At 41.8% G+C, this 13,138-nt stretch carries 11 protein-coding genes; 3 read left to right on the top strand and 8 right to left on the bottom strand.

Annotated elements, in window-relative coordinates; genetic code table 11:
• Window positions 1-51: 51 nt before the first annotated feature.
• The 6 genes from gspL to CAN34_RS02450 form a co-directional block, all read right to left on the bottom strand.
• Complete coding sequence (gene gspL, locus CAN34_RS02475; protein WP_089554295.1) at window positions 52-1,359, bottom strand: type II secretion system protein GspL; 1,308 nt, start codon at window positions 1,357-1,359, stop codon at window positions 52-54.
• 222 nt (window positions 1,360-1,581) lie between these two features.
• Window positions 1,582-2,040, bottom strand: a complete 459-nt coding sequence (locus CAN34_RS02470) for a histidine phosphatase family protein (protein ID WP_089554294.1) — start codon at window positions 2,038-2,040, stop codon at window positions 1,582-1,584.
• Window positions 2,041-2,051: 11 nt separating this feature from the next.
• Window positions 2,052-3,362, bottom strand: coding sequence for an NAD(P)H-dependent glycerol-3-phosphate dehydrogenase (locus CAN34_RS02465; RefSeq protein ID WP_089554293.1), 1,311 nt, complete (start codon window positions 3,360-3,362; stop codon window positions 2,052-2,054).
• A gap of 202 nt (window positions 3,363-3,564) precedes the next feature.
• Window positions 3,565-4,221, bottom strand: a complete 657-nt coding sequence (locus CAN34_RS02460; protein WP_089554292.1) for a nitroreductase — start codon at window positions 4,219-4,221, stop codon at window positions 3,565-3,567.
• Window positions 4,222-4,389: 168 nt separating this feature from the next.
• Window positions 4,390-5,496 carry a cell division protein ZapE gene (zapE, locus tag CAN34_RS02455; RefSeq protein WP_089554291.1) on the bottom strand — a complete coding sequence of 369 codons (1,107 nt, stop codon included), beginning with the start codon at window positions 5,494-5,496 and terminating at the stop codon, window positions 4,390-4,392.
• A 250-nt stretch (window positions 5,497-5,746) separates the two neighbouring features.
• Window positions 5,747-6,406 carry an alpha/beta hydrolase gene (locus tag CAN34_RS02450; RefSeq protein WP_089554290.1) on the bottom strand — a complete coding sequence of 220 codons (660 nt, stop codon included), beginning with the start codon at window positions 6,404-6,406 and terminating at the stop codon, window positions 5,747-5,749.
• A 415-nt stretch (window positions 6,407-6,821) separates the two neighbouring features.
• Here CAN34_RS02450 and CAN34_RS02445 point away from each other — a divergent pair, with 415 nt between their 5' ends.
• The 3 genes from CAN34_RS02445 to xseB all read left to right on the top strand — a co-directional run bounded on the left by CAN34_RS02445 (window position 6,822) and on the right by xseB (window position 9,276).
• A complete protein-coding gene (locus tag CAN34_RS02445) occupies window positions 6,822-7,190 on the top strand; it encodes a hypothetical protein (protein WP_089554289.1) in 369 nt (122 codons plus the stop codon).
• A gap of 212 nt (window positions 7,191-7,402) precedes the next feature.
• Entirely contained in the window at window positions 7,403-8,962 is a 1,560-nt protein-coding gene (xseA, locus tag CAN34_RS02440; protein WP_089554288.1) for an exodeoxyribonuclease VII large subunit, read from the top strand.
• A 68-nt stretch (window positions 8,963-9,030) separates the two neighbouring features.
• Window positions 9,031-9,276 carry an exodeoxyribonuclease VII small subunit gene (gene xseB, locus CAN34_RS02435; RefSeq protein WP_089554287.1) on the top strand — a complete coding sequence of 82 codons (246 nt, stop codon included), beginning with the start codon at window positions 9,031-9,033 and terminating at the stop codon, window positions 9,274-9,276.
• An 11-nt stretch (window positions 9,277-9,287) separates the two neighbouring features.
• Here the strand turns inward: xseB and pncB are convergent, their stop codons facing one another.
• Together pncB and msrAB are read right to left on the bottom strand one after the other, a co-directional pair.
• Window positions 9,288-10,529, bottom strand: a complete 1,242-nt coding sequence (pncB, locus tag CAN34_RS02430; RefSeq protein WP_089554286.1) for a nicotinate phosphoribosyltransferase — start codon at window positions 10,527-10,529, stop codon at window positions 9,288-9,290.
• Window positions 10,530-10,819: 290 nt separating this feature from the next.
• Window positions 10,820-12,634 (bottom strand): bifunctional peptide-methionine (S)-S-oxide reductase MsrA/peptide-methionine (R)-S-oxide reductase MsrB, encoded by a 1,815-nt coding sequence (gene msrAB / locus CAN34_RS02425; RefSeq protein WP_089554285.1) that lies wholly within the window; start codon window positions 12,632-12,634, stop codon window positions 10,820-10,822.
• Window positions 12,635-13,138: the final 504 nt, after the last annotated feature.

The following is a 13,138-nucleotide window of genomic DNA, read 5'->3' as shown; positions in this document are numbered from 1 at the left end:
CGTTAAAGAACAGACCAACTTATTTTAATCGCATATATGATGAGTTCTGTACTAGGACGTCGCCTCATTATTCGCTGCGCTGTTATTTTCTATGACATTGACTGTCACTTGACCACTAAACTGACCTTGCTCATTACTATTAACCTGCTCTAACTTGGCAGTTAAGCCTTGTGCAGAGAGCGTATTGGTAAATTGATCAAGACTACCACGATCAGGTGCAATCAGCATAAAACTGAGTGCCGATGGCTGCATTACTAATGACTGCGCCCTTAGTGAGGACTGCTTAATCAAAGGTGATATTCGCGCCAATACTGCTATGTGTGACGCTGGAGCTTGGCTATCGCTACGCAATTTTGGTTGTAATTGAACTTGTAGCTTTGTACGCGCACTGAGTGGCTCATTTGGAAACCAAGACTGATACTGTGCGGCAATCTCAGTCTTGGTTTCCGCTGTCGCCTCATTATATTGATACCACTGTATCGCATCAGTCGCCATCTGCAACACTAATGCCGATAGCGCTACCATCATCGCCACACGAAGATACGGCGATAACTGCGAATCCGTTGATTTAATAAAAAAGTTAAGCGCATGACGCTCAGGGTTATAAAGAGGCTTAGGAATAGTAGGCAGGATAGTTAATAACAGCTGATGTTCGGCGATCAGTGCCGCTGTGATAGCGGTAAAGCTGGCCGGTGCTATAGGCTTTGTTAAATCAATACCATTACCAGACTCTAGACCATCGGCCACACTCTCATTAGAAGCGTGACTGGAATCATAAGACATCTCACCAATGGCTGGTAATACCAAAACCTCGCTCAACTGCGGGAAACGCTCAAAGATTAGAGGCAGGTAACTGACCGCCATGCCTTGATACAGCGATTGCCGCAATAGCATCGTCTGCTCATCTTGGTACAAGGTTATTTGCTGCCCCGCCCCTTCTTCTGGCGTTGGCAATAATAGAAAATCAGGAAGCAACGCTACGATGTTCATGCCAGCAAGCTTTGCGCTTTGCTGCCATAACTCGATATCACTTTGTGCCAATGCATATAGATAATGGCTGTCGGTATGACTCATCTGCCGAATTACCAACTGCTCAACTGGGGTCAAAGAGGTCTCTTCAAACAAATACTGCTTACCAATACTGCCCAATTGTTTGAGCTGAGCCGTATTCAGTTCAGTATCCACTTGTAAAACATGGCTTGAGGGAAAATAAAGACAAACAGCTTTTTGGCTACTTGCCTTATAGCTACTATAAATATCATATAACTGTTGCCAACCGTCGACCAATTGCCAGTGTTGACTGTCTTCATGCCAGACCGCTAATGGACTGTGCTGCGCTCTTAACCAAACGTGTAACACCAAATGTGTCCTTAATTATCTAAGCGGTAGCTTATCAAAGTTATAATTTATCAAAGCCGTTATTTATCGAAACTGTTATTTATTGAAGCTTTAATCTACAAAAAACTAATCTAGTTAGAAATATAGATAGTTTTCATGAATATTAATAAATATAAACGCAGCTAATAACACCACAGCTACTACCATCTAGTTGTTAGTTATTAGTTACCAAAACAGCATATATTAATAAGGCTGATCCGGTACAAAACGATCAATCTCACGTGCCATACCAGCCATTACAAAGTCCATCTCGAATACGCGCGCTTCTCCTAAAGAAAACGACTCAGGATAATCATCGGTCAGCAGCCCAGCAATGTTAGCAACGATAGACATGTGACAGACTATGACAAGACATTCTGCTTCAATATTAGCAATATCTACTAAAGCATGACGCGCATCGTCAGAAGGCGTAATATTCTCTTGTATTTTTGATGGCACATTAGGCGCACGCAACTGTAATGCTGCTAACGTCTGCTGCGCTCTATCATAAGGACTCACCAAAAAATAATCAGGAATATAACGAGCTGTAATATATTCCGCCGTCTGCGCAGCTTGCTGTTGTCCAAACTCGGTCAGCTGACGGGCACTATCTGGACGCGTTTCGTCTTCTGCTTGACCATGACGAACTAATATAATCTTCATAACCTTCCTTGTTACTTTTTTGCATTGCTATCAGTATCATTTTTTTTGGTTTTTTCTTTACTGCTTGCTGTTTGCATCTGTGCTGTCAGCGCAGCATTGCTGTGGTCATGCTCCATAACAAACTCAACGTCGCTACGGAAGCCCGCTTCCATCAAATGCAAAGCAACTCCTAGCGCCGCTTTATCTTCGTAAATGACCGCATGCAGTGCATGGGTAATGGGCATATATATGCCTTCCTTGGTAGCTTTTTCATGCACTTGCTGAATAGTATTAACCCCTTCAGCAGTTTGTCCCAGTTTTTTGACGGCGGCATCAATGTTCATACCACGACCGAGCATGTTACCGATACGATAGTTGCGACTCAATTCTGAGCTACAAGTAGCGTATAAATCCCCAACACCCGATAGCCCTAAAAAAGTAAGCGGATTGGCGCCTGCATGGACGCCAAAGCGACTCATCTCTGCCAAGCCACGGGTTAATATCATGGCTTTGGTGTTTTCACCCACCTCATAAGCTGCCGCCATACCCATCGCGATAGCATAAATATTTTTTAGCGCCCCGCCAAGCTCAACACCGCGGATATCGTCACTGGCAAACACTCTAAAGAAGGCGCTGTGCAGTGCTGCTTGTACAGCATGGCGTAATGGCTCAGATTCGCTGGCGATGACTGTGGCAGATGGCATGTTTTTCATGATTTCTATGGCCAGATTTGGACCTGACATCACACCAAAATTCACTTCAGGTAACTCATCTTTGATAATATCGCTCATCAAAGCAAAGGTATCTTTTTCCATACCTTTGGTCAAAGAAACAATAGATTGCCCACTAATAAAGGGAGCGATACTTTTGAGCGTTTCACGAAAAGCTAAGCCCGGTACAGCAATAAAAATAATATCAGTATCTTTTACTGCCGCTTGTAGATCGTGGCTGTATTTAAGGCGATCATCAAGCTTATAGCCCGGCAAGTATTTTTTATTCATCTGCGACTTCGCCATCGCTTTGACCGTACGCTTATTACGTACCCAAAGCGTGGTATCACAACCATTGCGTGCTGCTAAATTTGCCATCGCGGTGCCAAAGCTGCCACCACCTAAAAAAGCCAAACGCAGCTTGGTCGGATTGTTATGAATCTCTGCCATATTTTTTGCTACGGCAGATTCCACCGCACTAGGATTTAACTTCTTACGTCCAATGCCTGATTTGGTGGCGCGCTCAATGATGCCGGACAACAGACTATTCTGTTTCTCAATCATTTTTTTATCATCTTGGTTACTATCTATATCTGTGTTTGTATCTGTATTTTTATCATTAGCGCTTGTCATATTTTTTTATCCAAATTGACTGACTTTATTATGAATAGAATTTATGCTGAGTATACAGTGAGACTAACATTATGTATGAACAATTATTTATAAAAATTAGCTGTATTTATTAAACAGTCAACTTAATTGAAAAAGCGTCTCAATCAAGTCATTGTTGTTATTACCCAGCTTTTGCTAAGGCAATGCTACTCCGATAAATGTATTACTCAAAGCGTACGAGTGGCTCAATATCAATCGGTTTTCGTGTTGGCATATCACAAGGACTACTGCCAGTATAAACAAAAGCCGTGACATAGTCATCTGGACCGACGTCGAAATACTCTTTAACAGCTGGCTCGTTACACAGCAGACCTGTACGCCAAACGGTACTAAAGCCTTGTGCTTTTAGCGCTAAAATTAGGTTTTGAACCGCTGCACCCGCACTGAGCATTTGCTCAAAAGGCGGTACTTTTTTATGCGCTTGCATATGTGTGACGACAGTAATAATAACTGGCGCGCGTAACGGCATGTTATAAGTTTTCTGTCTTGCTTTCTCAGACAGCGTTTCTCCCTCTTGCGCCGCTTGTGCTTCGGCGGCTGCCAAAAAAGCACGACCCAGCTCATGACGTGCATTACCCTGCGTGATAATAAAACGCCAAGGTTGCAACTTTTTATGATCCGGGGCGGTGACGGCACAGTCGATAGCCACTTTAATCTGGTTTTCTGTCGGCGCAGGGATAGTAAGATTACCGATGCTACGTCTCGATTTAATCCAATTAATCAGTTGTTCATCCGTCACTTGTGAGTTTGTCACTATTGGACTTTCGGTATTGTCTTTCTGGTTATTTTCTTGATCCTTTTTATCTTTTGAGGTACTCATGGCTCATCCTTATTGATTACTAGGTATGGTTATTATTTTTGGCAATTATTCGTAGGGTTGTTATTATAATTTTATAGAATAGGGATGGAAAAAAGCCAGCCTATAATAGCTGGCTTTGTATACTAGCTTAAATCACGAGCTTAAATCGTAGCTAACTTCAAATAAAAACTATGCTGCATCCTCATCTTCTGTACGATGCTCCATTTTCAGATAATCTTCTGATTGCATCTCAAGCAAGCGCGAACGGGTACGCTCAATCTCAAACGCCAGCTTCTCGCCTTGATACAACTCAAGAATTGGCTGCTGCGCTCTAACCAGTAACTTAACGCGACGATCATAAAACTCATCAACCAGATAAATGAAACGGCGTGTTGGGTCGCGTAGGTCATCATTTAGAGCTGGTACGGCGTTGACCAATACGGTATTGAATTCCTTAGCGATGGCGATAAAATCAGACGCCGAACGTGGCTCCATACATAAATGACGGAAATCACAGAATAGAATATCTTCGGTTCGAGCATTGATTCTAATTTCGCGACCGTTAATGATGATGGGCTCGTTACTGATTTTCTGATTATTAGATAAGCTGGCAAAACGGTTGGCTAACCAATGGTGATTGGCTTTGGTCATGGGCGATTCATACAGCTCGGCTTGCTGCAACACACGCAAGCGATAATCAATACCAGAATCAATATTCATCACCATGGTGTGGCGTTCAACTTCGGCGATAGCAGGCATAAAGCGATCACGATGCAAACCATCTTTATACAGTCCTGACGGCTCAATGTTCGAAGTCGCCACCAAAGTGATACCTCGATTGAATAACATAGTGAACAAATCACCTAAAATCATGGCATCAGAGACGTTGGAGACAAAAAATTCATCAAAACAAATAATCACGGCTTCTGCATAAATGATATCAGCAACCTTCTCTAACGGATCGCTCTCACCTTGTATTTTATTTAATTCTTGATGTACACGCTGCATAAAATGGTGAAAATGTTGGCGCATTTTGCGCTCAATGGTTAAAGAGTCATAAAACATGTCCATCATCCATGTTTTACCACGTCCTACCCCGCCCCACATGTACAAACCTTTGGGTGCAGCAGGCTTTGACTTTAGAAAACTAAAAAAGCCTTTTTTTTGTACCGCGCTATCATTGAGCTGATGGTACAGCTCATCTAAATAGCTCATCGCCTGATATTGCTGCTCATCTCGAGTAAACTCATCAGTGCTAATAGCTTGCTCATAACGTTGTAGGGGAGATAAACTCATAATACGACTCATCATTAGACAGCATAAATACTAGAATAAAGTGTTGATACCGACAATCGCTACTAACTTATGATTTTTACACTGAGATAATAGCAACTGATATATCAGAATGGCTCATCACAACCATTCTTTAGGTTAACACAGCTCAAGGTCGTACAAATAACCAATTAAATTATTAAAACATTTCAATACTGAGTGGCGCAAAACTAGTTTGAGTGACTAAAGCTTATCAAGCGTTTGTTAGACCATACTATGTATCGCCGTTATAAGTATGCTGCTCTAATAGCTTTTTCAGCTCAGACAAGCGCCCATGAAAAAAGTGACCGGCTCCATCGACGACACTGACAGCTATCCCTAATTTTTCAGCAAATGCTTGCATGTTGTCAGGGTCAATGACTTCATCAGCATTGCCATAAATCTCAAAGGTATTGTCAGCTGGCAAACTGATATCACTACTGTCATTTTTTTCAACAGATGGCGCGATAAGAGCAATTTTTGATATCTCAAAATCGCTTAATCCCCATATATGCGGTGATACCATGACTTGTTCAGCCACACGCGCGGTCACATAACCACCAAATGAAAAACCACCAAGCCATAATTTGCGTGCATGGGTTTGCTCTGCAATCCATTGTAACACGGTCATTGCATCCACTACTTCACCTTCAGCATAATCATGTTCGCCAGTTGACTGCCCCACACCGCGGAAGTTAAAGCGTACCACATGCATACCGTTGTCACGAGCGAAGCGATACATGGTAGTGACGACTTTATTGTTCATCGTACCGTCGAACAACGGATTGGGATGACAAAGCAGCGCCACCGTATCCGTATTGGGGTTATTAGGATTGTCTTGTTGCCATAACGCGTCGACTTCGAGCACGCCAGCAGGAGCGGGAATCAATTGCATAGAATACTTACTAATTAAAAATGAATAGCTCAATTATCCTAGATATGGTTTATATTTCAAGTGATTTGCTGTGTATTGCTCATGTATATCGCCTTTTTTGATTTTAATGGTACGACACAATAACCAAAATATACGAGACAGACACAATCAATGGCTTTTTGGCAAACTCAGCGCCGCTTTATTCATGCCAATTTTAGTATGTAATATAAGCGCAATACCAAACACAATAACCGCCTAGACACTCAATACATGAATAGGTTAGATTCATCCTTTCAAAGTGTTAGCTTGTTATTTTATTAACGCCTTAACGCATTGTTTACTTGATGCCATATTTACCCAAAGTACTTCACAATAATTATGTTTCACTTTTAGGTTCACGCTTGCATTTTTAATTTACTGGAATGAGGAATAACTTATGAATACTTTTAATAAAACCGCCACTTTAGCGGCAACTTTAGTCGCCGCACTCGCTTTGAGCGCCTGTCAAACCACGCCTTCATCACCAGTTATCCAGCGTGCAAACTCTCTTTATGAGACGACTGGTATCGCTAAAACCAAAGTAAAGGCTCAGCAAAACGCACTTGACAGCGCTAAGGCTACTTGCCGAGGTAAGCAGGTTATTATCGTTGATGATACGGTAAAATATAACGGTATTTTAAATGAAAATACAGGTCGTATGATTGGTCAAGCTGGTGCAGTTCTCGGTACAATTCTTGGTACTGGCTCGCCAAACTTATCACGTGATGACGATTATGAATATATGATTAGTTTCCGTTGCCAATAAGCGATAACGTTAAACTGCCTTTATCTCATCAATAAGTAATATATAAAGGTAACCTAGAGCCAACAAGCTGCGATAAAGACCATATATTAATCGCAGCTTGTTGGCTTTGCTTTTTGTGCAGAGGCTTTTGGGGTAAACTACCCTATCTCATATTTCACCCTTTTACCTCGCCTAGCCGGTCTCTAAGCTTTCATTACCTTTGGTCTACTATTATGCGCAAACCTAATCTTTCAAATACTAAACAAGCGAGCACTGAAAAATCTAAGGTATTAGCGCCTGCCAAAGATTTAGCGACCTTAGAAGCTGAGCTGGCTGAGCAAGAAAACAGTCTAGAAGTCAATTTAGAAGATACGGTGCTGCGGCTTAGTGATTACTTATCAGCGGTTGACATGGTTATCAAACAAACCTTTAATCACCGTGTATGGGTCAAAGCTGAGATTCGCAATTTATCTAGCAAAGGCGGGCATTATTACTTTGAATTGGCAGAAAAAGATGATGACGGTAAAGTCATCGCCAGCTGCCGTGGCAATCTTTGGCGCTTTAAAGCGGCGCGCGTTTTAGCAAAGTTTGAACGTGCAACTGGTATGCCCCTTGACCGTGATTTAACGGTTCTATTAAAAGTATCAGCCGGCTTCCATGCGCAATATGGCTTCTCGCTCACGATTGAAGATATTGATCCTAGCTACACATTAGGCGATTTGGCGCGCCAATATGCAGAGATGGTTGACCGCTTGACTGGTGAGGGACTATTACATCTCAATCAACAGCTGCCGACTCCGTTTGATATCGAACATGTCTTAGTCATTGCCCCTGAAAAAGCAGCAGGATTAGGCGATTTCCAAGCGGATGCCGATAGACTCGCTAGCACTGGGGCTTGTCATTTTCATTATCATCACGCGACCTTTCAAGGCAATCATGCGCCAAGCGAGATTCGCCAAGCAATTGTCAGCGCCCAGCAGCAATTTCAAGATACTTATCAACATCTACCCGACTTGTTGGTTATTATTCGTGGTGGCGGCGCAGTAGGTGATTTGGCTTACCTCAATGATTACGAGCTTGCCGCCTTAGTCGCTGAGCAGCCTATACCGGTTTGGGTTGGGATTGGTCACGAGCGTGACAAAGTCATCTTAGATGAAGTCGCGCACAGCAGCTTTGATACCCCGTCAAAAGTCATCGCGGCGATCAGTAGCCATTTAGCACAGCTAGTCACTCAGACGTTACAGTATCAAGCAAAAATCAAGCAAGCTGCTCAGCGCCAACTGAATATCGCTGAGCAACAAACGGCACGTCAATTAAGCCAAATACAATCACAAACGATTGGTCAATTAACGGCATTACAAAAAGACAGTGACTATGCGTGGCGTAGTATTCAGCAAAGTGCAAATCGCCAAGTGAAGCAAGCAGCCAGACAAACAGGCGAGCTACGCGCACAAATACAAGCCTCTGCTTATCAGCAATTATCAATCGCCTCTACTTATAGTAAAAACTATCAAAAAACGATTATGCAAAGTACTCAGCAGCAGTTAATACAGGCACGGCGCGATAGTGAACATCTACGTGATATTGTACTCTTGCATCGACCATCTCGCGTGCTTAAACAGGGCTATAGCATGCTCACTGATGAGAAAGACCAACGCATACTGACCAGTAGCGTACAGCTTTATCCTGAACAGACTATTCATATTGTCTTAAAAGACGGTAAGGCAAAAGCACAGATTATTGACATTAAGATTGATAAGAAGCCCACAGAATCCACAGAATCTTCAACCTAACACCATAATAATACTCCACGATTATTACTTACTTACTTTTACTTTCACTTTGAACATTAGGAAACCTTATGACCACCCCTACTCGCAAACGCAAAAAAGCCGCCCCAAAAACCTTTAAGGCGGCTTACGATATTCTAAAAAACAATGCGGCTGAATTGCAGCAACAAGATGAGCCTGATATTGATAATTTAATGACAACGGTTGAAGAGTCGATTGCCGCTTATCGCGTTTGCGAGACTCGCATCAATGCCGTACAACAAGCATTAGATGCGGCCTTTGCCGAAGAAGATAAAGCTGAGAAAAGCGATAGCTAAGCCAACTTTTTTTACTCTGGCTCATCCATCTCAAATACTTGGCGCAAATAGGCAAGATACGTATCATTATTGATCATGGTCTTGCCTGGGCTATCAGACAGCTTCGCGACCGGCTGCCCATTACATTCAACCAATTTTAGGACGATATTTAATGGTGTTATACCCATATCATTGGTGAGATTGGTGCCAATACCAAAGCTGGTTTTGATCCGATCTTTAAAGTATTGATGTAAATCCCACGCCTTATTAAGATCTAAACCATCACTAAAGGTTAAAATCTTAGTTCTAGGATCTATTTTTAGCTTGTTATAATGGGCAATTGCTTTATCGCCCCAGATATATGGGTCGCCACTATCATGACGCAGACCATCAAAAAGCTTGGCAAAATACAAATCAAAATCACGTAAGAATGCATCCATCCCAACGACATCGGTCAGCGCAATACCCAAATCACCGCGATATTCATGCACCCAAGCTTCAAGAGCGGCTTTTTGTGAGTCACGCAAACGCACATCCAATGCCTGAAATGCCTGCATAAATTCATGCGCCATAGTACCTATTGGCGTTATCCCGAGCTTTTTTGCTAAATAAACGTTAGAAGTACCGCTAACTATTTTTGGTTCAGCCTGATGCAAAGTCTCAACCACATGAGCTTGCCAATGTTTATTGAAACGCCTACGAGTACCGAAATCAGCGACAATAAATGGCGGTATATCATGACTATTTTTCGCTTGTGCCGCAGCATAACTGTGCAATAATGCGACTTTTTTATCTAACCGACGCTGCCCTTTTTCAATCACACTGGTATCTGATAAAGCATTAAAATAGAGCTCATTTACAATGGCGAGTACGAATACTTCAAAGAACATCGCCTGAATCATCGGGCCTTCGATATCGATAAACAAGCGCCCTTTATCATCGGTGCTGACAGTAATAAAACGCCGTTTAAGTTTAAATAACTCCAAGTAGTCAACGAAGTCTGAGCGCATAAAGCGTAAACCACGCAAATACTCTAATTCATCTTCTAAAAATCGCAATTCGCATAAACTGTCTAATTGTTTTTCTAGTTGTTCTTTAATATCAGCCAATGGATAAACGGTATCTTCATTGTTACGACAGCGAAAACGGTAGACACCATGGGTCTGTGGAAACTGATGCAGCATGGCTTGTAGCATCGTAAATTTGTACAAATCGTTATCAAGCAACGAGGTGATAATAGGTTCAAAAGTTGTAGAAGTATGGGTAACGGTCATGTTACAGCCTTAAAAGCAAAGATGAAAAATCGCTAAACGAAGCAAGCGACAAAACAGGTGCACGTAGTTATAGTAACTAATAAAAGTTACTGAAAGATTAATCATAAGCGCTTGAGTATAACGAAATTTAAGTTGTTTTTCATAATTCGCAAACTATAACAGCAAAAACACTACGATAACAAACCTGTTCATCATTTTTTTATCGTATGTAATATTAAAGCATGAGACATAAAAAAGACGCTAAGCATTGCTTAACGTCTTTTTGCAAGGTTAATTACCAACATTAATTATTAAGGCTTCGCTGGTTTAACCAATTTGACCAATGGTGCATAGCCTGATTGCGGCATCACATCGACTGGGATAAACTGCAATGCGCCACCATTGATACAATAACGCAGGCCGCCACGGTCTTTTGGACCATCAGGAAATACATGACCCAGATGCGAATCCGCTACCCGTGAACGAATCTCAGTGCGCACCATGTTAAATGCCATATCGTCATGCTGAGTAATCACTTGCATATCAATCGGCTTAGTAAAACTTGGCCAACCGCAACCAGATTGGTACTTATCAGTCGATAAGAATAATGGCTCACCGCTCACCACATCGACATACACACCAGGTGCAAATAATTCATCATATTCATGACTAAACGCTCGCTCAGTTCCGGCATCTTGGGTGATATTGTATTGGGCTTTGGTCAGTGTATTTTTCAGCGCCCCTTTATCAAACCCAGCATAACGCTTAGGATCTAACGTCTCAGCAACGCTGTTTACAGGCGCAAGCTTAGTACGTGCTGTGCCTTCAGGCTTATCATCAGCAAGGCTTAAATCAACATGACAATAGCCATTTGGATTTTTCGCCAGATAATCTTGATGATACATCTCAGCCAAGTAGAAGTTGTCTAAGACTTCATTTTCAACCACTACCTTTTGCTTATATTGACTTTGCACACGCTTAAGTGCGGCATCAATAACTTCTTTATCTGCTTTATCGGTATAATAAACGCCTGAACGATACTGTACACCGCGATCATTACCCTGCTTATTTAAGCTGGTTGGATCAACCACGCGAAAGTAGTATTTTAAAATAGTATCAAGATCGGTTTTATCGGCATCATAAGTGACTTTGACTGCTTCGACATGTCCTGAACCACGGATCACTTGCTCATAGCTTGGGTTGGCACTATCGCCATTCGCATAGCCTGACACGGCATCTACGACACCATCCACACGCTCCATATAGGCTTCAACGCCCCAAAAACAGCCACCAGCCAAGTAGATTGAGCGGGTATTAATCGCTTTACCTTTGTCATTATAATAAACGCCATCTTTTTGTTTGATGGTCTCAATCTTACTGTTGTTATCCAATGCTTGGGCATTTGCTGGTTTAGCACTGCCGGCTTTTAACTCAGCAAAATCATTACCGGCATTTTCAGCGAGTGCATAGGCTTGCTCTGCTGACATATTACCTTTGACTAAATGCACCAAATTACCATTTTTATCGAGTATCGCCCAGCTTGGATAAACCTGTACGCCAAGTTTGTTAATCAATTCGCCTGAGGCATCGGATAATACTGGCAATTTTGGATAATCGGCTTGCACGCCAGCATACCAAGTACTGAATTCGCCATCAGCTTTTTCATTCAAATGACCGGGGCTTACAACAGTGACGACATTTAAATCGGCAAATTTAGGGTCAGTTCGCCATTCTTCAGTTTCTGCCAGCGTCCCTAAGCATAGCGGACACCAGCTTGCCCAAAACTTAACCAAGGTTGGTTTATTAGGGTCAATCACTGCTGCCCCATTCTTACCCAAACCTTTGGTCAGCTGTGGCAATGCTTGCATCTGCTTAAGCATATCAGATGGCAACATATCACGTGAGCTAGTCACGCCGCTGTTTTGACTACCTACTTTGGCACTACTACTCGCATTATTCTCCGCACTGCTCATTTGTCCACAAGCGACTAATATTCCTGCACTCAATACCGTTGTCACGCCAAAAGCGCTGACGTTTTTTAACCAACGCGATGATGAGCGTTGTGAATTTGTCGCTAAATTATTAGCATTGCTGCGATCATTATTGCGAATTTTTTTATGTGGCATGATATGTCCTTTTTACGAAGTCTTACGGCCATGAGCTAGATATTATAAGGTCGCTCATGGTCTTCTTACGTTATTGATTAGAATGAGTGGGACGAAATTTTTGGAGAAAGTAAACGTGCTGTAGAGCTACTCGCTACTTTTAAGTAAAGATAGGTAAAAAAATATGATGGTTGCACAAGAAATTTTGCAATCTGTTCATGTTATTAAAATAAAGCTATGTGCTAGAACAAACCTATCTGATAAAAAATTATCTACATTAGATTATCTTAATAGTATACATCGATACTGGAGTTTACTTTAATAGTAAAGTATGGATTGCTACACTTTTTTAACAACGTAGTAAGAGTAGTGATATAGAAGAGGTATGCTTAATGCAATGGTTAGCATCCATATGTCATATATATGTCATATATATAGAGATAAGGCTGAAGAAATAAAAGATATTATCAAGACAATCAATGAATTATCAAAATCATTTATTGATTGTCTTGATATAAATTAAGA

Source organism: Psychrobacter sp. DAB_AL32B (assembly GCF_002224105.1).
In the GTDB taxonomy this organism is placed as follows: domain Bacteria; phylum Pseudomonadota; class Gammaproteobacteria; order Pseudomonadales; family Moraxellaceae; genus Psychrobacter.
The sequence above is the reverse complement of the archived record's forward strand: the minus strand, read 5'-3'. Positions and strand labels throughout refer to the sequence as shown.